17 protein-coding genes and 5 pseudogenes are annotated in these 22,788 nt (G+C 42.3%); 4 read left to right on the top strand and 18 right to left on the bottom strand.

Annotated features, from left to right (window positions below; translation table 11 throughout):
- Nucleotide 1 precedes the first annotated feature (1 nt).
- The 4 genes from PAV_RS24585 to PAV_RS24570 form a co-directional block, all read right to left on the bottom strand.
- Nucleotides 2-1,345: an MATE family efflux transporter gene (locus tag PAV_RS24585; RefSeq protein WP_005550676.1), complete on the bottom strand. Its 1,344-nt coding sequence runs from the start codon at nucleotides 1,343-1,345 to the stop codon at nucleotides 2-4.
- A 61-nt stretch (nucleotides 1,346-1,406) separates the two neighbouring features.
- Nucleotides 1,407-1,829, bottom strand: a complete 423-nt coding sequence (gene arsC / locus PAV_RS24580; protein WP_005550675.1) for an arsenate reductase (thioredoxin) — start codon at nucleotides 1,827-1,829, stop codon at nucleotides 1,407-1,409.
- 19 nt (nucleotides 1,830-1,848) lie between these two features.
- Nucleotides 1,849-2,907 carry an ACR3 family arsenite efflux transporter gene (gene arsB / locus PAV_RS24575; protein WP_005550674.1) on the bottom strand — a complete coding sequence of 353 codons (1,059 nt, stop codon included), beginning with the start codon at nucleotides 2,905-2,907 and terminating at the stop codon, nucleotides 1,849-1,851.
- A 13-nt stretch (nucleotides 2,908-2,920) separates the two neighbouring features.
- Nucleotides 2,921-3,241, bottom strand: a complete 321-nt coding sequence (locus PAV_RS24570; protein ID WP_005550673.1) for an ArsR/SmtB family transcription factor — start codon at nucleotides 3,239-3,241, stop codon at nucleotides 2,921-2,923.
- 392 nt (nucleotides 3,242-3,633) lie between these two features.
- Between PAV_RS24570 and PAV_RS24565 the strand changes: the two are divergent.
- A pseudogene (locus tag PAV_RS24565) lies at nucleotides 3,634-4,339 on the top strand (AAA family ATPase).
- Between the two features lie 42 nt (nucleotides 4,340-4,381).
- Here PAV_RS24565 and PAV_RS24560 read toward each other — a convergent pair.
- From PAV_RS24560 to PAV_RS24550, 3 genes are all read right to left on the bottom strand, one after another.
- Nucleotides 4,382-5,560 (bottom strand): S8 family peptidase, encoded by a 1,179-nt coding sequence (locus tag PAV_RS24560; protein ID WP_005550669.1) that lies wholly within the window; start codon nucleotides 5,558-5,560, stop codon nucleotides 4,382-4,384.
- A gap of 38 nt (nucleotides 5,561-5,598) precedes the next feature.
- Nucleotides 5,599-6,039, bottom strand: coding sequence for a hypothetical protein (locus PAV_RS24555; RefSeq protein ID WP_005550667.1), 441 nt, complete (start codon nucleotides 6,037-6,039; stop codon nucleotides 5,599-5,601).
- 75 nt (nucleotides 6,040-6,114) lie between these two features.
- Nucleotides 6,115-6,573, bottom strand: a complete 459-nt coding sequence (locus tag PAV_RS24550) for a hypothetical protein (RefSeq protein WP_005550665.1) — start codon at nucleotides 6,571-6,573, stop codon at nucleotides 6,115-6,117.
- A 398-nt stretch (nucleotides 6,574-6,971) separates the two neighbouring features.
- On the opposite strand from PAV_RS24550, the gene PAV_RS24545 reads away from it, so the two are divergent.
- Nucleotides 6,972-8,603 carry a catalase gene (locus PAV_RS24545; protein ID WP_238555921.1) on the top strand — a complete coding sequence of 544 codons (1,632 nt, stop codon included), beginning with the start codon at nucleotides 6,972-6,974 and terminating at the stop codon, nucleotides 8,601-8,603.
- Between the two features lie 125 nt (nucleotides 8,604-8,728).
- On the opposite strand, the pseudogene PAV_RS24540 reads toward PAV_RS24545, so the two are convergent.
- Nucleotides 8,729-9,372 (bottom strand): annotated as a pseudogene (locus tag PAV_RS24540) (DJ-1/PfpI family protein).
- A 160-nt stretch (nucleotides 9,373-9,532) separates the two neighbouring features.
- Here PAV_RS24540 and PAV_RS24535 point away from each other — a divergent pair.
- The gene (locus PAV_RS24535; protein ID WP_005550657.1) at nucleotides 9,533-10,117 is read left to right on the top strand and encodes a TetR/AcrR family transcriptional regulator; all 585 of its coding nucleotides are present in this window, start codon (nucleotides 9,533-9,535) and stop codon (nucleotides 10,115-10,117) included.
- Between the two features lie 577 nt (nucleotides 10,118-10,694).
- On the opposite strand, the gene nadE is transcribed toward PAV_RS24535, so the two are convergent.
- From nadE to PAV_RS34270, 9 genes and pseudogenes are all read right to left on the bottom strand, one after another.
- Entirely contained in the window at nucleotides 10,695-11,513 is an 819-nt protein-coding gene (nadE, locus tag PAV_RS24530) for an ammonia-dependent NAD(+) synthetase (protein WP_005550655.1), read from the bottom strand.
- A gap of 18 nt (nucleotides 11,514-11,531) precedes the next feature.
- Nucleotides 11,532-12,146 carry a nicotinate (nicotinamide) nucleotide adenylyltransferase gene (nadD, locus tag PAV_RS24525; protein WP_005550654.1) on the bottom strand — a complete coding sequence of 205 codons (615 nt, stop codon included), beginning with the start codon at nucleotides 12,144-12,146 and terminating at the stop codon, nucleotides 11,532-11,534.
- Nucleotides 12,147-12,162: 16 nt separating this feature from the next.
- The gene (locus PAV_RS24520) at nucleotides 12,163-13,647 is read right to left on the bottom strand and encodes a nicotinate phosphoribosyltransferase (protein WP_005550653.1); all 1,485 of its coding nucleotides are present in this window, start codon (nucleotides 13,645-13,647) and stop codon (nucleotides 12,163-12,165) included.
- Nucleotides 13,640-14,218, bottom strand: a complete 579-nt coding sequence (locus tag PAV_RS24515) for a cysteine hydrolase family protein (protein WP_005550652.1) — start codon at nucleotides 14,216-14,218, stop codon at nucleotides 13,640-13,642. Before PAV_RS24515 ends, PAV_RS24520 begins: the two co-directional genes overlap by 8 nt.
- A gap of 159 nt (nucleotides 14,219-14,377) precedes the next feature.
- Nucleotides 14,378-15,154, bottom strand: a complete 777-nt coding sequence (locus PAV_RS24510) for an NUDIX hydrolase (RefSeq protein WP_005550651.1) — start codon at nucleotides 15,152-15,154, stop codon at nucleotides 14,378-14,380.
- Nucleotides 15,155-15,431: 277 nt separating this feature from the next.
- Entirely contained in the window at nucleotides 15,432-16,826 is a 1,395-nt protein-coding gene (locus PAV_RS24505) for an aldehyde dehydrogenase (protein WP_005550650.1), read from the bottom strand.
- Nucleotides 16,827-16,961: 135 nt separating this feature from the next.
- Nucleotides 16,962-17,264, bottom strand: coding sequence for an ArsR/SmtB family transcription factor (locus tag PAV_RS24500; RefSeq protein WP_005550649.1), 303 nt, complete (start codon nucleotides 17,262-17,264; stop codon nucleotides 16,962-16,964).
- A gap of 157 nt (nucleotides 17,265-17,421) precedes the next feature.
- Nucleotides 17,422-18,476, bottom strand: a pseudogene (locus tag PAV_RS24495) (alpha/beta hydrolase family protein); the annotation flags it as partial.
- Nucleotides 18,477-18,622: 146 nt separating this feature from the next.
- Nucleotides 18,623-18,850 (bottom strand): annotated as a pseudogene (locus tag PAV_RS34270) (LysE family translocator); the annotation flags it as partial.
- 306 nt (nucleotides 18,851-19,156) lie between these two features.
- Between PAV_RS34270 and PAV_RS24490 the strand changes: the two are divergent.
- Nucleotides 19,157-19,998: pseudogene (locus tag PAV_RS24490) on the top strand (SMP-30/gluconolactonase/LRE family protein).
- A gap of 198 nt (nucleotides 19,999-20,196) precedes the next feature.
- Here the strand turns inward: PAV_RS24490 and ppsA are convergent.
- Entirely contained in the window at nucleotides 20,197-22,785 is a 2,589-nt protein-coding gene (gene ppsA / locus PAV_RS24485) for a phosphoenolpyruvate synthase (RefSeq protein ID WP_005550645.1), read from the bottom strand.
- Nucleotides 22,786-22,788: the final 3 nt, after the last annotated feature.

The raw sequence follows: 22,788 nt of genomic DNA, 5'->3' as shown, positions 1-22,788 counted from the left end.
GTTAAGCCGAAATTTGTGGAACTTTCATTTTGCGCAGTGTTCTCCTAAACCAGAAGATCAAAACGATTCCCTTGAACACACTGCTTAATGCAATAGACATCCACACCCCATTCAAGCCGAATGGTTCGGATAGAATCAGAGCCAGTGGTATTCGTAATGCTGTAAAGGTAATGCTGAAAATCGGTGGGATATGGGTTTTCCCGATTCCGTTAAAGGCACCTACCGTCATAAGCTCCATGCACATAAACAGTTGGGAATAACCAATGATCCGCATGTAATCCGTCCCTAGCGCTAAACTCGCCTCATCAGATAAAAATACAGAGAAGAGCTGCCCAGGGAAGAGAATAAAGATGATCGAAATAAAGATACCGAATCCCGATGTCAGCAGCAAAGCTTGTTGGTATCCCTGCTGGATACGATCTAATCGACGCGCTCCATAATTTTGTCCGAAGAAAGCAGCAATAGCGCCTTGCAGCCCACCTATGGTCATGTAGGAAATTGATTCAATCTGAATACCGACTTTTTGAACCGCAATTGCATCCGAACCAAAGCGCACAATGATCTTTGCGATGATGATGGAAATCAATGTGAAGGTCACCCGTTGAATGGTGATTGGTAGTCCCAGTCGAATGACTTCTTTCATAAGGCTGCTATTCCATGCGGATGATTTGGTAATCAACTCGGAATGTCTTGTTCGAATAATAAATAATACCGTCACAAGAAGGTTTGCCATCAAAGTCGCAATAGCTGCCCCTACAACGCCCAACCCTTCAAATGATCCTACGCCAAAAATCAGAAAAGGATCGAGAATGATATTAAGAATAAGGCCAACCGTGAAGATATGAAACGGCTGCTTGCTGTTTCCCATCGCATTCAATATGGTCGCGAACAACATATTTACGACGGAAAAGACAGTACCCAAGATGGAGATTAATAAGAACTGCTTTGCCATCAATTCAACTTCACCACTACCTAAATCAAAGAACCCGATAAGCTGATCCTTTGTCAAAAAGACGAATGCCATATAAAGAAGGCTTAGCAAGACAGACATAATGAATCCATTTTTGATATAGGTCTTTGCTTTATCGCCCTCGCCTGCTCCCATACAATGGGACACCTTTATCCCCGTTCCGATCGTAATCATCGTGGCCAAAGCGATCGCTAGATTAATATAGAAGCTCGCCGTCCCAATAGCTGCAACAGGGCCACTTCCGAGCCTGCCGACCCACATCATATCGACAAGTCCATAAGTTGTAGAGATGAAGTTGGTCGCTATGATTGGAAGTGATAGCTTCATCAAAGTCGGCATTATCTTACCTTGGGTTAAATCAGTTGTGCCTTTCATGTTACGTACTCCTTCATGCCCTAAGTAAAAACCGACCACAAGGGTCGGTTCAAAGCGTTGATTATTTTCCTTCTACTAGGAAACTTTCGATTCTGGCTTTGATTGCATCTCGCACCTCACGGAATTGAGTCATGATTTCCTCTTCGGTTCCAACGGCTTTCGCCGGGTCATCAAATCCCCAATGCCATTTCACCACTCGGGGATTTGAGATCGCAGGACAGTGCTCATCCGCATGCCCACAGAGGGTTACGACATAATCTGCACGATTGAGAGTCTCAGAATCGATCACATCAGAGGTGTGGTTCGATATATCAATTCCAGCTTCATTCATCACTTGAACCGCTCTTGGATTCAAACCATGCGCCTCTAACCCTGCACTCTTGACCTCGTATTGATCGCTGCCTAATGCTTTTAGCCATCCATCTGCTATCTGGCTCCGACAAGAGTTTCCTGTACATAGAAAATAAATCAATGGCTTACTCATCCTTAATCTCTCCTAGCTCTTACTTATTTCGTGCAGACTCGAAATACTTCCGCTTTATCCACAGCGATACATTTACAAGCCCGATCAATACGGGCACTTCAACGAGCGGCCCAATTACCGCGGCGAATGCAACTCCTGAATCCAGACCAAATACGCCAATCGCTACAGCTATCGCCAGTTCGAAGTTATTGCTTGCAGCCGTAAATGATAAGGATGAAGCCACTGGATAGGAGGTTCCTGACTTTTTCGATAAGAAGAAGGATACTAAGAACATCACCACAAAGTAGATGATCATTGGAATCGCAATACGAACTACATCAAGTGGCAGCTCAACAATTAATTCTGCTTTAAGCGTGAACATCAAGATAATCGTAAATAGTAGTGCAATCAGGGCCAGTGGACTAATCTTCGGAATTAACACTTGTTCATACCACTGTTGACCCTTCAGCTTGATTCCAATCACACGTGTCAGCAGCCCTGCTGCAAACGGAATTCCTAAGTAGATTAGCACGCTCTCTGCAATCTGTCTCATGGAGACATCAACAACAGCGCCTTCAACCCCAAACCAGCCTGGCAGCACTGTAATAAATACATACGTAAAAACGGAATAAAACAGGATCTGAAAGATCGAGTTGAATGCAACAAGACCTGCTGTGTAATCAGGATCTCCCTTAGCCAGATCAGTCCATACCAAGACCATCGCAATACATCTTGCAAGCCCAATCATAATTAGTCCGATCATGTATTCATGCATATCATTTAGAAACAAAATAGCTAAGAAGAACATCAGAATCGGACCGATAATCCAGTTCTGCACTAAGGAGAGAAGGAGTACCTTCCAATCCTTAAACACCCGTCCAAGCTTTTCATACTTCACTTTTGCAAGCGGCGGATACATCATCACAATCAGACCTATAGCTAGCGGTACCGAAGTTGTTCCCATTTGCATGCTGGAAAGTACTTCGGAGAAATTAGGAACCTGATACCCTAACCCTAATCCAATGGCCATTGCCCCAAAGATCCAAAAGGTGAGATAGCGATCCAGAAAAGAGAGTCTCTTGGTGTTACCTTGACTCATAACATCCACCTCCTTATTCACACACCAACGCGTTTAATTTTTCCTGCTCTTTTTCCCCTACCTTCGGCAAATATTCAATTGCTTCTTTTAAATGAGGTTTACCCTCAATGGAAAGAGAATAAAAAATCCACTGTCCTCTTCGCTCCTCGACCACTAAACCCGCGTCCTTTAATTTACGAAGATGCTGGCTAATATTTGGTTGAGTCGTTTGCAATAGCGCAACTAAATGACAGACGCACATCGGTTGTTGAGATAAAAGTGAGACAATTCTAAGTCGAGTTTTATCACCTAACAACTTAAACTGTTCTGCCATTTCTTCTATTGAGATTATCATGTGCCGATTCACCTCCTTGATTTCATGCTTATTATATAAGCGATTACTTATATAATCAACTGATTATTTATTGATGTCACACAATGTTCTTGTCCATTTTCGGTTAACGATAAAAAGCCTGTCATCCATTCAGCCCCTTTTTTAGATCCACTTTGATGAAATTTATCGGTAACAACGCGATTGATTCATTTTTATTAGTTTTCTTCTAGTTAAGAACGTGAATGAAATTCTCGAGCGTCCGTTCTCCCTATTCCAAAATCCCGGTTCTTCCCTCACGGCTTACCTCAAATCTTGATTTACATTAGAGGACATGGTATTTTTACCTTAACTGATAAAATTAATATGCAGCGAATAATTAAGAAAAAAATTTCTTCCCTAGAAGGAGGAAAACAATGTTTCTAAGAAGTGTAACGATCTTAAAGGAAAGAATGAATAACTTCCATGCGTATCCATTTTCCCTGCCGTTAATAAAGAGGATGGAATCCATAGATTTTTCAAATAAAGTTACTTTTTTGTAGGTGAAAATGGTTCGGGCAAATCGACACTATTAGAAGCGATGGCCTATCAATGCGGGTTCAATACAGCAGGCGGAGGAAGAAACAATGCCTATTTTGTAGAGTCTTCTGAAGCTGCGCTTGGGAATTTCGTAAGATTATCCTGGTTCCCTAAAATAACTACGGGCTTTTTTTGAGAGCAGAGTCTTTTTATGAATTTGCTTCACACATCGACCTCATAGGGGGATATCATTCATATGGTGGTCGTTCCCTTCACAGCCAGTCTCACGGTGAATCTTTTCTGAGCTTGTTCAAACATAGATTCAAAGAAAGAGGAATATACTTGTTAGATGAGCCAGAGGCAGCACTATCACCAGCAAGACAACTGTCGCTGCTTCGAATAATTAAGGATCTGTCTGATTCATCACAATTCATTATAGCAACTCACTCACCTATTCTATTAGGTTACCCAGACGCCCAAATCATCAATTTCGATAGCAACCCTATATCACAGATCGCTTATGAAGATACCGATCATTATCAGATTACCCGGAGGTTTTTAGAGAATCGGCAGATCGTACTTAGGCATTTATTTGAAGATTAAAGGGATCGATAACTATCGATCCCTTTGTTTGTTTCTGCTATTCTATTTCGTCATATCATCTAAGGCCTTCCATGCATCAACAAGGCCATGTCCATACAGTCTTTTTTCACCCATTTCGGTAGCTGTCCTATCCAAAATCTTACGGATGTCTTTATTTTCAAGTTGGGGGTTAGCCTGCCAAATCAGGGCAGCTACGCCTGCCACATGCGAAGAGGCCATTGAGGTGCCTAGGTTCATCGCATATTGGTTATTCAGTGACGTAGTAAATATACTTGCTCCAGGAGCCATCAATTCTAGGTCTTTACCCGAGGCCGAATAAAATGTCCGTTCATTTCTGCTATTTATTGCCCCTACAGCGATAACCTCTTTATATGCAGCGGGGTAAGCGATTGTATCGCCTTCGTTGAATCCATAATTTCCGGCGGCTGATACCAGTAACACACCCTTTTTGTAAGCTTCTTTCACAGCTTTCTTCAGTATTTTGCTGTCTGTAGTCGTCTCCAAGCTCAGATTAACGATGTTCATTTTATTTTGAATGGACCATTCTATCCCCGACACTACATCACTAATATTTCCATTAGCATTTGAATCTAAGACTTTAATTGCATACAGTTCAGATTCCGGGGCAATACCTAGGATACCTATATCATTATTTCGGGCACCGATAATTCCTGCCACTGAAGTGCCATGTCCGTGATCATCTAAATAATCTGGGTTTCCGTCGACGAAACTTATACCACCGAATACCAATAGATCGTCATGTTTATAGTCAATTCCAGAATCTATGATTCCAATCTTTATAGATTGTCCAGTAAAACCTTTCTCTTGAACTTTCAACGCATTTACTTTTTCAATTCCCCAAGGGATTTCCTGAGTTGATTGTGATAAGGGGACTGTCCCTTCAGGGTTTATGCCGCTCTCGGAAAGAGCTTCGATTTCTGGTGTACCTTTGATTTTGAGATCTGGCTCATAAAATTGAATTTGGGAGTAGTCGTTTAGTTTCGAAGCCTTGCCCTCTGAAATTTCCACCAGTACAACAGGCATTTCTTGATATTCTCTTACTATCTTGCCTTCCAGAGTATGAATTAGGTTGTAATCAATCGAGGTCTGAAATGAAATTAAATACTTTGTTTTAGCTTCTTGAGCTGATATGTATTCCTCTGCAAAAGTAAAAGATGCAGCCAACAAACATATTAAAAAGAGAAAACAGAACTTTCTCATAATAGGTCACAACCAATCTAATCGAAATGTATGGTTATTTACGCTTGGGAAAGCAGATAATCACAAACCTCAATCTGCATTCCTTGGTCTTTCATCGCTTTTATTAAAGACAATAGCAGGTCATCATCTGTAACAGGCCATATATCTGTGATTGCCTTTTTTACGTCATCCAATTGAATGGATTCATCACTGAATAAAAACGCAGTGGAATAACCCTCTTTCTTGAGACCAGAAGGTAATCTATTGCCGACGAGCTTTTCGGATAAAGCCATAAACAACCTATTGATCCGAGTTTGTTGATCAGGTGTCATGCCGTAGGACAAAATAAAATCGTAGTAAGGATAGTTTCCATTGGAGATCTTACAGATCGATAAACGTAACACTTTATCTTCCAATACATTTATTTTTTCTTGCATCTCAAGAATTTGATTGCTTTGATTTCTAACTAGTTCTATTAACTCCGCAAGTCGTTGTTCCATTGTTCCATTCACCTCAAGTGCATAAATAGAAAGGGAGGAACATTGAAGATCCCTCCCCCTCTATATCGAATTTAATTACAGCAGAAGCCAGTCAACTGTCGTAGCAATTGCTTCAGCAATTGCCACACCGTATGAATCAGGAACACCTGCTATGCGAAGGCCATCAAGAACGATGGTTCTGATCGTTCCAGTTGCATAATCCCTTGCCGTATCGATTTTGGCTATTGCATTATCGATACCTTTCATGATTTTGCTGGAGTTGTTGGCAAAATATTTTGCCGTATCTTTATCAAGCCATTTTACAACATTGTAGAGTACATCGCCACCGGTTTTAACGGCTCCCTTAATTACACCGAGAGCACCTCTAACCAGCACACCCAACTTTCCGGAAGCTTCCACTTGTCCGTCCGTAACATTAACAGCTACAGATGTTACAGGGATAGTCTTTGCAGCAGCAAATGCTTGTGTTACCGGGAGAATTCTACAAGATAGTACAGCGGCCATTGTAGTGAGTATTAATGATTTCTTGAACAATTGGGAAACCCTCCTGGAATGAAAATGTGTGATGGAATAAATACCCATCACCGACAATGATTATATCATTCCATAAATAACCAAATTAGGTTCTAATGCACTATTTTGAAAACTATGAAATAAAAATTAGTGTAGAAAGCCCTGTTATATTGTCGAACTGCCAAAATATAAGATGTCTCCCTTCGCAACGAACGTGCCAAGCATGAGAGAGCTGGTGGCTCGATAACTTTAAATAGTATGGGGATTTATAAATAATCCAGATGGTTATGAAATATAGATAAATTAACGTTATAAGATTGTTTTACAACCCCCTAGTTGCTGTATAAATTACCCAATTAGATGTGAAAGATAAAGCTATCTATGATAAGGAGGTTTTTATTTTGGCGGAACCAAAAGATATGAATGCTTCAAACGAACAAGATGTAAAGCGTGAGACATTGACAACACGCCAGGGCCATCCTGTGAAGGATAACCAAAACATCCGTACAATTGGTAATCGCGGTCCGGCTACACTTGAAAATTACCATTTTATCGAAAAGATTTCCCATTTTGACCGTGAAGAGATACCGGAACGCGTCGTTCACGCACGAGGAACAGGAGCATTTGGATATTTTGAAACATACGGAAAAGTTGGAAACGAACCCGCAGAGAAGTATACTCGTGCAAAAGTATTTTCGGGTGCTGGGAAGAGAACGCCACTTATGGTTCGCTTCTCTACAGTTGCAGGGGCGAAGGATTCGCCAGAAACGGCTCGTGACCCACGCGGGTTTGCGGTAAAAATGTATACAGAAGATGGAAACTGGGATCTAGTCGGAAATAATCTTAAAATTTTCTTTATTCGTGATGCGATGAAGTTTCCTGATATGATTCACGCGTTTAAAGCAGATCCAGCCTCGAATGTGCCGAACCCTCAGAGGATGTTTGATTTCGTTTCCCGTACACCTGAGGCAACGCATATGATTACCTTCCTATTTTCTCCATGGGGTATACCGGCAACATACCGTCACATGCAAGGTTCCGGTGTAAACACCTATAAATGGGTAAATGACAAGGGAGAAGCTGTGTTGGTGAAGTATCATTGGGAGCCGAAGCAAGGGATCCGTAACTTAACACAAGAAGAGGCAAACGAGATTCAAGCGAAGAACGTCGGCCATGCGACACAAGATTTATATGAAGCGATTGAGCGTGGCGATTATCCGGAGTGGGAGCTCTTTGTACAGATCATGGAGGATGATTATCATCCGGAGCTCGATTTTGATCCGCTTGATGATACGAAACTTTGGCCAGAGGATAGGTTCCCATGGTTGCCGGTGGGTCGGATGGTTCTTGATCGAAATCCAGTAGATTTCCATTCAGAGATTGAGCAAGCAGCCTTTGGCACAGGGGTTCTCGTTGATGGAATGGATTTTTCAGACGATAAAATGCTGCAAGGCCGTACTTTTTCTTACTCTGATACGCAGCGTTATCGAATAGGTGCGAATTATTTGAAATTGCCTGTGAATGCGCCAAAAGCGCCTGTTCGCACGAATCAGCAGCGTGGCCAAATGGATATCCGTGATCCGAAAGAATCTGGAGGAAATCCACATATTAACTATGAGCCATCCATGCTCGGCGGCTTTCAGGAAGCAAGCAAGGAAGATCGTGTACCACACCAACCTATGTATCATGCGGCAGCAATGAGTGCGCCAATTGACCGTCCTAACAACTACGGTCAGGCTGGACACACGTACCGTAGCTTTGAAGATTGGGAACGCGATGAATTGATCAAAAACCTTTCTGAAGCACTTGCAATTTGCGATAAACGAATCCAAGAAGCTATGATAGATCACTTCACACAAGCCGATGAACAATATGGCCAACGTGTGAAGGAAGGTATTGAAAAGAAAATGAAAGAACTTCAGGAAATAAAGGCGGAAAATAAAGTGCCTGGCCAGGAATCGGGCAAATCGAAATATGGTCAAGGTACATTATCTGCGAACGAAGCAACAAAAGATGCTGTAAAGAAAAGCCACGAAGCCGATCCCTATTAATTAACGGTTCACCGTACAAGATCATAAAAGGCAGCTGATCAAAGGAAGTCGGCTGCCTTTAACTGTCTTTCTTGGGCTATCGTTATTATTCGTCCAACCGTTCTGGCCCTAAGTCATACATTGGGCTACCGTTTATCAAACTCTTGCAACATCCCTCTTATTTGTTCAACCAGTAATGCGGGCGCTTTCTTGGGTGAACCAGCATCGAATGGAGGTTGAGGATCATATTCCAAAATCAATTGGACCCCTTTACTGATATCTTCTCCGAACTCCCATGCTACTATATGGAGTGCCATATCGATACCCGAGGATACACCGGCTGCTGTAACGATTTTACCCTGTCGAACCACTCTCTCATCAGTTGGAATGGTGCCAAGCGATCTGAGCAGGTCAAAGGATCCCCAATGACAAGTGGCTATGGTTCCGTTTAATATGTCTGCGGCGCTTAAAATCAAAGATCCGTTACAAACTGACGTTGTCCATTTCGTTGTTTTATGGATTTGACGAATCCAATTTAACGTAACTTGATCATTCATTGGAGTTTTATAATTTGGCGGACTGCAGCCTGGAACAACCAGAATATCAGCCGAATCAACTTCAGAAAAATCGTAATCGGCGTGCAAATATCCCATACTTGAGTCCAATTTTATTAACCCTTTTTCTTAGCGACAAACTTTACTTCACATTTCATCGTTGCAGCAAATACCTCGTATGGACCAATTGCATCTAATGCTGTGACTCCATCGAAAAGCATGATTGCGATTTTCATAATGATTCCTCCTTCGTTAACTAAATTTCTGGTGTCAATTTACTCTTCTCTTCTCCATTTAAAAGAGACCGATCAGTCCCTTTTATGGTAACTTACTGTATGTTCATGTACAACTGAAATATGTTACACTTTTTTAACAGAATAAATGATGGAGGATATTATGCGTAAAGGTGAACAGACACGAAGGCACATCGTCCTAAAATCGGCAGAATTATTTAATCAGAAAGGGTATGCTGGCTGTTCATTGCATGACATTATGGAGGCTACAGGACTGCAAAAGGGGGCAATTTACCGGCATTTCAAAAGTAAAGATGAGATTGCTTCAGAGGCGTTTGATTTCGCGATTGAAACGGTCGCTCAACATTTTGCTGAAGCGATATCCAATGCTACTACCGTTCAGGGGAAAATAGGCTCCCTTTTTGATGTATATGAAGATGTAATAAATAATCCCCCAATAAAAGGGGGATGTCCGTTGCTGAATACCGCCGTAGACAGTGATGATACCAACTCGCTTCTAAGGGAAAAGGCGCTTCGCGTGCTCCGCACCTTTCTCAACATGATTGAAGAGATTATCGAAGAAGGTATTCAACTCGGAGAGCTAAAGCCTAATATCGATACAAAAGCGGTGGCTTCCTTCATTGTTGCAATTTTTGAAGGAAGTATTATGGCTAGCAAACTAGAAAGAGATAATAAACACGTCGCCTACAGCAAGCAGCAGGTACAGCATTATTTATTGATGCTATAAACGGATGCTAAATCCTAAATTACATGTTTTTGGCGCGACCCCGATTCAGAGAGTGACCATCATTGGAAAAAGGAAGTGCTCATGCAGATCCCCGAGCGGGTCTGCTCCCGTGTTTCAGAAAGCCCGGATCAAGCTCATAGGCAGCAAGCCCCGGCTTTTACATTCAGCAATTTTCTTTTATATAAGACGGATTGTCAAGCTAAGTACGACAGTTCATCCATGAAAGCTTCGAGAGCAGACATCCAGCCTAGACATTTAGAGGACAATTGTTAAGGAGATAGAAACGCCCCATAATATGGTGGAATTGCTTGAACTAAGTGCCAGCCTTCCTGTTATATGAAATATGCTAATCCTCTAGGAACAACCAGCATCGCCTCGTTAGTTCCCTACTTGATATACTTCAGTCTAACGCTTAATTTTTAGGCTAGTACTTCTATTTTTGCATCACTTTAGAAAAACCGTGGTGTTCGCAGCTCCTACTATCATGATGCTAGTCAATCAGCCATCTACACCAACGAGCCCCTTTCGAAAAAGAGGCTCTTAGCTTAGTAGCTTACGAGAATCTAGTCTGTTTTCCTTACTTCCACCATTGGTCGAATGGTGTTACAGGCAGTTCCCGTTTATGTTGTGTCACCGCGTAGCGGTTCTCAATACTCAATTTCGCGTCTGGAGCAACTTCGTTGCCGATTAGGTATTCATCAAGTACGGCATATTCCAAACCAAGCTCAGTTTCATCGGATTGCTGCGGTTTGTTGTCGAGTAGATCGGCTGTTGGCGTCTTCAGATATAGACGTTCTTGTGCGTGCAGCTCGATCAAGAGTTCACGCCCTTGACTTTTTGTAAGTCCAGCTAGCGGGAGAATATCAGCTCCCCCATCACCAAACTTGGTAAAGAAGCCAGTGATTGCTTCTGCGGCATGATCGGTTCCCACTACAAGGCATTGATGCTCGCCTGCGACAGCATACTGTGCAATCATTCGCATTCTTGCCTTCACGTTCCCTTTGTGGTAATCCGTAAGGGCTTTTCCGTCAGCACTCTTATATGCTTCTGCAAATACATTTACAGGAGCCTCAATATTGAACGTAAGCGTATCATCAGGAGTAATGAATTGCAAAGCAAGCTGGGCATCATCCTCATCTTGTTGTCTCCCATAAGGCAGACGGATCGCAATAAACTTGGCTTCATAGCCTTCTGCACGAAGCTCTTCAACCGCCAATTGGGATAATCGTCCTGCAAGTGTCGAATCCTGCCCCCCGCTGATTCCTAAGACAAATCCTTTCGCTCTAACTGTACGGCAATAATCTTTAAGGAAATCTACCCGAATACGGATTTCTTCCGCAGGTACAATCGTATGTTTTACATGCAGTGCGTTGATAATATCTGTTTGCTTATTCATATCCCGCTTCCCCTTTCACTATTTGTATAGGCGATTGATTCTAATGTATTCGTAAACCTGATCAGGAACCAAGTAGCGAGGTTCTCCGCCCATTTTGAATTCTTCTCTAATATAACTAGAGCTGATCTCCATGGCCAGCCCCTTGTCGATCAAATGAAACGTATGGCCATCATCTGCATTCCGAAGAATTGGAGATTTGCTAATGGCCGACAGCATATTGATGCCGTCTCTTGCCATGACAATGAACTTATTTTCACGAATTAGCTCTTCTGCCCGCTTCCATTTCCCTTCACCGATATCGACGAGCAGATCAGCCCCCATGATGAAATACACTTCGTCATTCGGATATTTCGCTCGAAAATGCTTCATAGTTTGGTACGTCGCGATTTCCCAAGCAGGTTGATTCATTTCAAAATCGTCAACTTCAAATTTGTCGTTGCCCTCTATCGCAGTACGAACCATGTTCATCCGATGTTCATCCGAAACGTTCAACTGTTTATCTTGCCGCTTACTGGAACAAGGCAGGAAAATCACCTTGTCCAGCTTGCAGCGATGCGCTACGGTGCTTGCTGTCCAAAGATGGACATTCGTGACCGGGTCAAAGGATGATCCGTAAATACCGATTTTCGCCACCGCATCCAGCCTCCTTCTAAGCTTTGAGAGCCGCTTGAACTTTATTTCGTACTTCTTCAATCAATCGCATCTTATTATTCCAGCATGCTTGACTGAGGTTAACCGGGTATTCTGCTGGATTGAGAGTACGTTTATATTCATCCCACAACACATTGAGATTTTCTTTTACAAACTCCCTAATTTCATCAAGCGTAGGTACATCGTACACCAAGTCGCCATTTTCAAAGATGGCATGATGAAGTTCTCTCGCTTCAAATCCCGTTACGAATTTTGCGATATACGTGTGAATGGGATGAAACATGTGCAAGCGCTGTTCCGACTGCGGTTCTTCATGTTCCAATGCAATGTAGTCGCCTTCCGATTTCCCATTCGCCTTGTTGACGATGCGGAATACACGTTTGCGTCCAGGGGTCGTAATCTTTTCAGGATTCGAGCTGATTTTGATCGTATCGACCATATCTCCGTGTTCGTCTTCTATCGAGATCAGCTTGTATACGGCACCCAAAGCGGGTTGATCATACGCTGTAATCAGCTTGGTGCCAATGCCCCACACGTCAATTTTAGCCCCCTGTGTTTTTAGGTTCATGATGGTTTGTTCATCAAGATCGTTTGATGCATAGATTTTGGCATCCGGAAAGCCTGCTTCATCAAGCATTTTGCGAGCTTCTTTCGATAAGTACGCCAAGTCTCCGCTATCAAGTCGGATGCCTTTAAAGTGGATTCGATCACCGAACTCTTTCGCCACTTTAATTGCCGTAGGGACACCGGATCTCAGTGTGTCATAGGTATCAACAAGGAATACGCAGTCTTTATGCGTGTCAGCATAGGCTTTAAATGCCCTATATTCATCACGATAGGCTTGAACCATTGCATGAGCGTGTGTGCCTGAGACAGGGATGCCAAATAACTTCCCTGCCCTTACATTCGATGTTGCTTCGAACCCCGCAAGGTAAGCAGCTCTCGTCCCCCAAATCGCGGCATCCAGTTCTTGCGCTCTTCGAGTTCCGAACTCCATGCAATGATCATCAACCGCAACTTGCTTCACACGAGATGCCTTTGTTGCAATAAGGGTTTGATAATTAACGATATTTAGGATCGCAGTTTCAATGAGCTGTGCTTCGGCTAGTGCTGCTTCAATTCGCATAATCGGTTCATTCGCAAAAACCAGTTCCCCTTCTTTCATCGAATGAACGGTTCCTGTGAAGCGAATCGTCCGAAGGTAGTCCAGATATTCTTCGTTGTATCCTTCTTCCTGAAGATAACTCAAATCACTCTCGGTAAAGCAAAAGTCATTCAAATAACGAATGACCCGCTCCAAGCCTGCAAAGATCGCATATCCGTTCTGGAATGGAAGCTTGCGGAAGTATACTTCAAATACTGCCTTACGGTTATGCATGCCATGTTGCCAGTAGACCTGCGCCATATTAATTTGATATTTATCGGTATGCAGCGCGAGACTGTCATCACCATGATTGAAAACCGGAAGCTCAATTTTATTCATCTTTGTTTTCCTCCTTTTTGACTACTGCAGCTCCGAGCGATCCTTTGAAATGTCTAAGCGCCCATACATGACCTTCTGCATCAAAGCTTGCAACGGCATCCTCATGAACGACAATATCGAAGCTTTTATTGTAAGCATCTACTGCGGTGTGGAGTACGCAAATGTCTGTACAAACGCCTACAAGATGAAGTTCAATGATTCCTCTTGATCGAAGTTGAAGTTCTAAGTCCGTTCCAGCAAATGCACTGTATCTTGTTTTGTCCATCCAATAGACATTATTTGCGTCTTTATTTGCTTGATACAGATCCTCCAATTGACCGAAAAGCTTTCGACCATCGGTTCCCTCAATGTTGTGCGGCGGGAACAGCTTCGTTTCCGGATGGAATGCGTCATTCTCCTTATGCATGTCGATAGCGAAAACAACGAAATCACCGCTTAGAATAAACTCTTTCGTAATTTCAGTCATTCGCCCTTCAATCGCTTGCCCTGGTTCTCCACAAGTCAATGCCCCATCCGCAGCAACGAAGTCCTTTGTATAGTCAATATGAATGAGCGCTTTTTTCTTGTTCATTCTAGACTCCTCCTCTAATTTAACTATTGTATAATTGTTAATTGAATATGGTAAAAAGAGTAGTGACAATAAAGTTAGAATAGCACCTTACCCATCACACATCGATTTCGAAATGCTATTTACTTTAGTCACCATCTTATTGTAATCATCTATTATCAATCACATTCTGGTATGGTAAATGGATTTGTTCAGATCCATTTCGACGAATCGGTACAACTGTGTCGGTCGTTTCGATGTTCGGGTTGTCTTCTTCCCTTCAACCTCTTGGATAAAGGGCAAAGATTTGATCTTTCTTGCAAATGCCGATTCCAACGCAATTGCGGAATCATCTGTGACCGTAAGGAGAACGGCTTGCAGCTCCGAATATGTGAATTCTTCGGGCAGAAATTCCTTGGCGACAGTCGTTTCGAGCAGCTTCTGGCGAATCACATGAATCGCATCTGCAATGATTTGTGCGTGATCAAAAGCAAGCTCGAGATTCATGACTTCTTTTACGGAGAACAATTGAACATCCGAAGCATCATCGTTTGCCTGTCTTTGGGACAACTTGTGTTCTGGAACTATTGCAAAGTGGGCATTTGTAATCATCCAGCCCCGCGGATCGCGTCCTGGTTTATCGTAAACGCCGTAATGTTCAAGGTGAATGTTCTCAACGCCTGTTTCTTCTTGCAGCTCGCGTTGTGCACATTCATAGGCAGTCTCATCTGGATTGACGAAGCCACCAGGCAATGCCCACTTGCCTGCTTCGATATTTGGCTTTCCTTCGCTGTTAAGTTCACTCCGCTGGATGAGCATAATCTTGAGATCCATCTCGGGCGGTTTGAATTCTTGGATTGTAACAGGCAATATCGTAAATACAGCAATGTCCGATGTATATCCATCCGGCGTTCGATATTGTTTGACATCATATTGTGCTAAGGCTTCTTTGTTTGACATGGTAAGCACAACCCTTTCTCTCTTTTAACAATTACCAATGTGTTAATTGTATAATAAGAGTAATTCAACCTTTTGTCAACCTATATATTCCATGTTTTAAATAAACCAGTCGCACACCAATAGGAGCAGCTGCTCGGCAAACTGCTCCTTGCTTCAATAGATCCCTAACTCGTTAAAAAGGCAAACCAGTTGCTCCCACCACTAATGCTACCGTTTCCATATTCAACTCGTTCCCATCCATGTTATTGTCCTAATGATATCTGTAAGAGATAGTATTCTAATTTAAAAACTTTCTAACCAATCTCAGCTTCTTATCGTTGTAAGGAGGTAAAATAAAACGGGTATCGATTTTTGTGGTCTTCTTCACAATGCTCTTATGATGTGAAAAAAGGTCGAAACTGTATTTCCCGTGATAGGCGCCTATCCCCGAATTTCCAACGCCACCGAATGGCAAATAACGATTCGCAATGTGAAGAATCGTATCGTTTACACATCCTCCCCCAAATGAGATTCTTCGCAACACCTCTTCCTCACATTTCTTATCCTCGGTAAACAAGTACAAGGCCAACGGTTTTGGACGTTCATTAATCGCATAAATTGCACGATCTAACTGCTCGTATTCCATAATCGGTAGAATCGGTCCGAAAATCTCGTCTGCCATAACCGCATCAGTCCAAGATTTTGCTTCTAGCAATGTTGGTTCGATATACAATTTCTCTCTTATTGATTTACCGCCAACTATTACGTTATCTTGATCTTTTTCCAGAATTGAAGTCAATCTATCGAATTGGCGCTCATTCACAATACGGCCATAGTCCTTACTTTCCATCGGATTTTCTCCATAGTAACTCACGATGACCTCTTTCATTTTTGAAATAAGAGCGTCTTTGATTTCCGAATGTACCAACATGTAATCAGGCGCTATACAGGTTTGGCCTGTATTCATAAACTTGCCCCATACAATTCTTTTCGCTGATAATTCTAAGTTCGCAGTCTTGTCCACAATGACAGGGCTCTTCCCTCCAAGTTCTAAGGTTACGGGAACCAGATTCTTGGCAGCAGCCTCCATCACGATCTTTCCCACCTGTACACTTCCTGTGAAAAAGATATAGTCAAAAGGGGCATGAATAAGTGCTGACGTTGCTTCCTTCTCCCCTTTTACGACGCGGATGTAACTCTTGTCAAAGATCTCGTTTAACATTTCATGAACGACTCGCGTTGTGTGAGGTGTATGTTCCGAAGGTTTAAGTACCGCACAATTTCCTGCAGCAATTACTCCAATAAGAGGTTCAATCAGCAATTGGAACGGATAATTATAAGGTCCTATAATGAGTACTGTCCCATATGGCTCTTTGATTATGCGGCTTCTTGACGGCCATAAGGCTATGGGGGTTTTTGCCTTCTGGGGCTTCATCCATTTCTTCACATGCTTCATCGTGTTCTTAATACTATCCAATATAAAGCCGATCTCCGTTGAATACGCCTCATATTCGCTTTTCCCTAAATCCTGATACAGTGCTTGTGTAATTTTATCTTCATTACGCTTAATACCCTCTTTTAATTTTTTCAGCTGTTCAAGGCGAAATTCTAGAGTACGTGTTGCCCCTTTTTGAAAAAATTTCTTATGTTCCGCAAGAATGCATTCAGTGTCCACCTTCTCTATTTGATTCATTCCGAATCACTCCTTATCTATTCTCACCGCATAAACACCTTATGCTCTTATCCATTCAACAATTCCGAACACCTAAATATCTAAACGTTCAAACTCTTCGACATATATATGATTATAAATGCCTTTAGATTTATTCTAAAGGCACTCATCTTCAAGTAACAATAATAGTTTTTTTAACGAATCAACAGCAGTATCCAAGGTTACGGAATAATAACGCTCTGTACCGATCTTCTCCATTGTAACTAAGCCTTGATCCCGCAGCAGTTTTAAATGATGAGAAATCGCAGGACGCGATAATGTAGATTGGGCTGTAATTTCACCAACTGACATTGGCCCCTGTTCACTAAGCCACAGGATGATATCTTGGCGATGCGGATCAACTAACAATTGGAAAAAAGGGATACATGTGCGAAATTGTTCGAATGCCTGTTTTCCCATATTCTATCCTTTCTTCATGACGTTGTAACGAAAGGTTTAAATACGTAAACGTTTTGTTGGAGTCATTCTAATCCATTCTCCAATCATCGTCAAGTTTATTGAAATGGAAATATTCCGTCATGAAAATGGACTTGAGACCTGATGTTGAGATACATCGCTAATTCATTTTAAAATTGACTTCCGGGTAAATGGCTGCCAGTCTGTCCAATGCCGAGCTGTCGATTGTCTGTTTCACATAAAGGTCAAAAAAAGCGAGGCTAAACTCGTTAATAATACGATGAACACGTCGCGGATCTTCGCCTGGACTTCGCAAGAAGGTGAAATCAAATGAAAATCAGAGTAGCTCGTATGATCCGTGTGAGGAATGACTATCGACATGTCTCTACCGGCAAGAGCGCGCTCATTGCGAACCTTGAATGCTGTGTGATCCTCATCTGGATCTTCGTTGATCTCTGCACTCATGAGCAGAAACGGTTTGCCGATTCCTGCTTCTGTAACCGTTGTCCCATATAACAGACCGCCCATGTTAATTGCTGCTTTGATACGGTTGTCTTCGAAAAGCATTTGTGCAGCGGTAGCTCCACCGTAAGAATGGCCGAACATCCCGATTCGAGTGGTGTCGATCCTTCCCGTAAAGCGGTCGTCTACATCCCCTTGATTAAGCTTCTCCACTTGATTTAGCACAAAAGCGGCATCTTCCTTCCATAATTGGAGATGGCGATCTCTTTCAGCAAGATTAATTAGATTACCGGACTGAAAGTATGCGGTTCGACCGTCTGGAAAGACGGTAGCCGCAGCGTCATAGGCATGATCGATACATAACACAATATAACCTTGACTTGCTAACTCTTCGACCTGAAACGTATTTTGATTGCGAAAACCGTTTAAACCATGGGAAAAGATCAATACGGGATAACGGCTCTCTGCGTCTGATAGAAGGGCTTCCGTGAACGCATTCGATTTCACCAAATTCAGATGACTCAATACGAATGCCGGGATGGACAAATCTTCTTCCAATCCCTTTGCAACCTCATGCGCGTTTCGGATATAAGGCTCACGATTTCCCTCGCCTTTATTACTTGTAGGATAATACATCTGTACCATTAGCTCGTGCCGGTCGTTCGGATTTTTTGTAAAAGGCTCCTCCCGCCGATCATCAACCCAATGATACAACATCGTGACAACTATGAATGAGCCGGTCGGCTTGTTAAATAAAGATACAGAAGTAGGCACCGTAGTTATTCCTTTACACCTATGCTAAAAACAAAAAGACCCGCAAAACTAATACGGGCCGGACTGTAACGTTACGATTTGTTCTGACTGTAAAGAATCGTCTACTTAAAATGTTTTTTTGAGCTTTATTGAGGAGCTTTGGTTCGAAGAAGATGTAAACCTAATCCAATAAAGAGTATGCCGGTAATTTTGTTTAAATACGCACTCAGCCTTTGGTTTGCTTTTATTTTTCGGGTAACATAAGAGGAGAAATAGGCAATAAATAGGCACCATAATAACCCAGTGATTGAAAAAGTAAGCCCTAAAATGATAAATGGGATTGGACTAGAGTTCTTTGTATCAATAAATTGCGGGCTGTTTTAGCATTTGGCCAAGCTGCCTCGGCTTTTGAAATCGCTCAAACTGTAAACAAAAGTCACAATGTCTATATCGACAAATAGCTTCGGATTACACTTAGGTGCCTGAGCCCGCCGTAATTCACACTCAAAACGCAAAAGTTACCTACTTTGCATGGTCGATTGTTGGTCATGTCATTAACTTGCAATTATTGCACCGACCGTCTTTCGATAAGAGAATTTTTGCATTAAGCGTACTTTTTTGACTTAGCGGTAAATAACATTCTAAGTGAATCCAGGTATTAAGGAAAGGAGATTTTAACCATGCGGTTTGAGTTATTTAAGAGCAAAATTCTAACGGATGGATTTACAAACAAAATAGAAGGTCCTTCATGCGATAAAGACGGGAATATTTACGCCGTAAATTATCAAAGAGATGGCACGGTTGGCAAAGTAACTCCAAATGGAAAAAGCAGTGTCTTTATTGCATTGCCCCCGGATAGTATCGGATGCGGGACACGTATTGACCCTAATGGAACTTTGTACATTGCAGATTATAAAAAACATAATATATTCGCCGTTAACCTTGAAACGAAAGAGATCAGTATACATGCTAATAACCCTTCAATGAATCAGCCTAATGATTTAGCGATAACCGAACAAGGTGTTTTATTCGCTAGTGACCCTAACTGGTTCCAACAAAATAAGGGACAATTGTGGCGAATTCTTACAAATGGAAACACGCATTTATTAGAAAGGAATATGGGAACGCCAAATGGAATTGAGGTGAGTCCTGACGGAAAAAATTATATGTGAATGAATCATTGGAAAGAAAAATATGGGTATATGATCTATCTAGTACGAATGAATTGAGTAATAAACGCTTATTGATAGAGTTTCGGGATTTTGGACTTGATGGAATGCGTTGTGATGTGGCAGGCAATTTGTTTGTTACTCGCCCTGAAAAAGGTGTGGTAGCGAAGATTTCCCCTGATGGTCAATTGCTGGGTGAAATTTATCTTATTGGTAAAAACTGCACCAACCTTACATTTGGGGGGCCTGATGGAAGAACCTGCTATGTGACAATGTCTGATACAGGAAGCATTGAAATGTTTCAATCCGATGTGCCTGGAAGGTGTTGGAGTTTGTTGCATAGAACCTTTTAGATTAAGGTTGCAGATAACAGCGCTTTTAACACCCTCATCCCCTTTTCTTCCCTTCAATTCTCATTTCCTCGATTATGCGCATATGTTTGCCGCAAAGCGATTAGCCCATATGTTTTTGTCGTTGCCCGCGACAGTAGCATATGGGCTTTGAATAACAAACCTCCTAATGACAAGGTTATTACTTGACGTACTCAGCCATTACAATATTTCGATATACCCTTCTGTTCCATGCACGCGAATTCGTTGTCCATCTTGGATCAGCTTGGTAGCGTTCTCTACACCAACAACTGCTGGCAAGCCATATTCCCGTGCGATAACGGCTCCATGGGTCATCAGTCCGCCAACTTCGGTGACGAGACCCTTGATAGATACAAACAAGGGGGTCCAGCTAGGATCCGTAAAAGCGGTGACTAATATATCTCCATCTTCTAGATCAGCATCTTCCAATTTCAAGATGACACGTGCGCGTCCCTCTATTACCCCGGCAGACACAGGCAGACCTACTAATGCTCCAGACGGGAGATTTTCTCGTTTGTACTCCCCTGCAATGATTTCACCATCAGACGTGATAACACGTGGCGGAGTTAATTTTTCATAATAGTTGTAATCATCTTTCCGTTTGCTGATGATGTGGTAATCCAGTTTATTTGTGCGTACAACCTCGTGAAGTTCCTCCAAAGTGAGATAGAAGATATCTTCTTTTTCATGAATGATGCCCGCTTGTACGAGTTGTTCGGCTTCTTTCAGCAAAGCCTGTTTATACACGAAGTAACGATTAACCATGACGTATTTCGGATATTCCCTATACCCACTGTAATTCCGGATGAAGTCGATCGTTTGTTTTGTTTCTTTCGCTTTTTGTTCGCCATCCGGCAATTGCTTTAATCGTTCCAACAACTCTTGTTCTTTTTTCAAAGCTTCTTGCTGCCCTTGCTCAAATTTCCGCTGGCTCGCATTAGGCTCAAAGTTTTTGATGTTGCCAAGAATCAACGGGACAATCGTAATTGGTTTTTCGATCCAGCGCGTTCTGGTAAGATCGATTTCTCCGGCACATCGCATTCCGTATTTGTCGAGATAAGCATAGATCGCGTCTCGGGCTTTCTGCCCGCCATCCAACGTAAGCAGTTCATCCAAAAAGTGCTCATCTTTGACATGTTGCAAATATTCAATGATCTCCGGATAAGGACGGATCACATCTGCGACATCCAATAGCGCCAGACCCATTTCCGAAGTAATATTGTCCTGTACAGATTGAGAAAGTGTATCTGCTGCGTGTTTTTCACCTAACCACTCGTTCATATTTGCATTGATCCATGTTGCAGCATCCATTGCAGCCAGAATCACACGTAAACTCTGCGGATCAAATACAAACATCTTTAATTGCTCGAGATCTTCAAGAATAAAATCAAACAAATCCGATCCTGATTTCGTTTGGATATTTTGTTTCAACGCTTCGATCGATGCTTGGCTACGCTGAATCAAATCAGGAACGATTGACGGATTGTTTTCAATTTCACGAATCGTATCTGTAATGCTTTTGATTGGACTTGGTTTTATATTCTCATCTGGTAACGTTTTTATAAAGTCTCGCTCTATTATGGTCATCAGTGCGTCTTTGATAAGCGGATCGGATTGACCCAGGTAATGTAATGTATTGTCTCTGCTAGCCAGCATGGGTGTCACATCAACAAACAATCTGCCACCGGCTTTACGCATGGGTGCTGGATTGGTTAACTGGAAAAAAGACAATCCCAGCGGTTTCATGGGATCGGTCATCATTTGTTGGTGACCGACAGAGACATAAACGCGATTTTCCTGATCATTCGCTTCAGGAATCGGGTATAATGTCGTGATTGGCCGACTCTGGACAATGTAAAAGGTATCATCAACCAGGCACCACTCGATATCTTGCGGGCAACCAAAATAGGCTTCGATATGCCTTCCGATGCGTGCTAGTTGCAAGATTTGTTGCTCCGTAAGAGTTTGAGTCTTTTGCTGCTCAGGATCAATCTGTTGTGTCTCTATTCCGCCTTCTTTACGTCCATAGATCGCTAATTTTTTGGCCGCGATCCTCTTCTCGATGATCTCTCCTTCCTTTACTTTATAACAATCGGCAGAGACCAGGCCAGAGACCAGTGCTTCTCCAAGTCCATAACTGGCATCAATGGATATCACCTTACGGTTTGAAGTAATCGGATCAGCGGTAAATAATATCCCTGAAGCTTGTGGGAACACCATCCTTTGAACGATAACAGCTAAATAAACGTGACTGTGGTCGAATCCATTTTGCATCCGGTAAATGACTGCGCGATCCGTAAATAGGGAGGCCCAACATTTGCTGATATGCTGCAGGATGGCTTCTTTGCCGATAATATGTAAATAGGTGTCTTGTTGACCAGCAAAAGAGGCATGCGGCAAATCTTCAGCAGTCGCACTAGAACGCACGGCATATGCATGTTCCTCGCCAAACCGGGAGAGATATTGAGTTACTTCTTTCACTACATCAGAAGGAATTTCTACTTCCAAAAGGATTTGTCGAATCTCCCTACTGATTTCACCAATTTGATCTCGATCTTCTACGTGTAGCATCGTTAGTCGATTGAGCAAAGCATGGTACGTTTCGTTTTGCTCGATTGCTTTTTGATATCCTGCTGTTGTCACACAAAATCCTTCCGGTACTTGTATTCCCTCCATTTTTGATAACTCCCCTACATTCAACCCTTTTCCGCCAACGAGCAATAGCTGTGTATTTTTCATTTCCTGAAAATCGAGAACGAAAGTATTCATTCC

The organism is Paenibacillus alvei DSM 29 (genome assembly GCF_000293805.1).
In the GTDB taxonomy this organism is placed as follows: domain Bacteria; phylum Bacillota; class Bacilli; order Paenibacillales; family Paenibacillaceae; genus Paenibacillus_B; species Paenibacillus_B alvei.
Note: the sequence above shows the minus strand (reverse complement) of the source record. Positions and strands in the feature narration are given on the sequence as shown.

What these genes read in the sequence shown, in the direction of transcription:
- PAV_RS24585 (WP_005550676.1), bottom strand. Translation starts at nt 1,345, where the DNA reads ATGAAAGGCACAACTGATTTAACCCAAGGTAAGATAATGCCGACTTTG.
- arsC (WP_005550675.1), bottom strand. Translation starts at nt 1,829, where the DNA reads ATGAGTAAGCCATTGATTTATTTTCTATGTACAGGAAACTCTTGTCGG.
- arsB (WP_005550674.1), bottom strand. Translation starts at nt 2,907, where the DNA reads ATGAGTCAAGGTAACACCAAGAGACTCTCTTTTCTGGATCGCTATCTC.
- PAV_RS24570 (WP_005550673.1), bottom strand. Translation starts at nt 3,241, where the DNA reads ATGATAATCTCAATAGAAGAAATGGCAGAACAGTTTAAGTTGTTAGGT.
- PAV_RS24560 (WP_005550669.1), bottom strand. Translation starts at nt 5,560, where the DNA reads ATGAGAAAGTTCTGTTTTCTCTTTTTAATATGTTTGTTGGCTGCATCT.
- PAV_RS24555 (WP_005550667.1), bottom strand. Translation starts at nt 6,039, where the DNA reads ATGGAACAACGACTTGCGGAGTTAATAGAACTAGTTAGAAATCAAAGC.
- PAV_RS24545 (WP_238555921.1), top strand. Translation starts at nt 6,972, where the DNA reads ATGAATGCTTCAAACGAACAAGATGTAAAGCGTGAGACATTGACAACA.
- PAV_RS24535 (WP_005550657.1), top strand. Translation starts at nt 9,533, where the DNA reads ATGCGTAAAGGTGAACAGACACGAAGGCACATCGTCCTAAAATCGGCA.
- nadE (WP_005550655.1), bottom strand. Translation starts at nt 11,513, where the DNA reads ATGAATAAGCAAACAGATATTATCAACGCACTGCATGTAAAACATACG.
- PAV_RS24520 (WP_005550653.1), bottom strand. Translation starts at nt 13,647, where the DNA reads ATGAATAAAATTGAGCTTCCGGTTTTCAATCATGGTGATGACAGTCTC.
- PAV_RS24515 (WP_005550652.1), bottom strand. Translation starts at nt 14,218, where the DNA reads ATGAACAAGAAAAAAGCGCTCATTCATATTGACTATACAAAGGACTTC.
- PAV_RS24510 (WP_005550651.1), bottom strand. Translation starts at nt 15,154, where the DNA reads ATGTCAAACAAAGAAGCCTTAGCACAATATGATGTCAAACAATATCGA.
- PAV_RS24505 (WP_005550650.1), bottom strand. Translation starts at nt 16,826, where the DNA reads ATGAATCAAATAGAGAAGGTGGACACTGAATGCATTCTTGCGGAACAT.
- PAV_RS24500 (WP_005550649.1), bottom strand. Translation starts at nt 17,264, where the DNA reads ATGGGAAAACAGGCATTCGAACAATTTCGCACATGTATCCCTTTTTTC.
- ppsA (WP_005550645.1), bottom strand. Translation starts at nt 22,785, where the DNA reads ATGAATACTTTCGTTCTCGATTTTCAGGAAATGAAAAATACACAGCTA.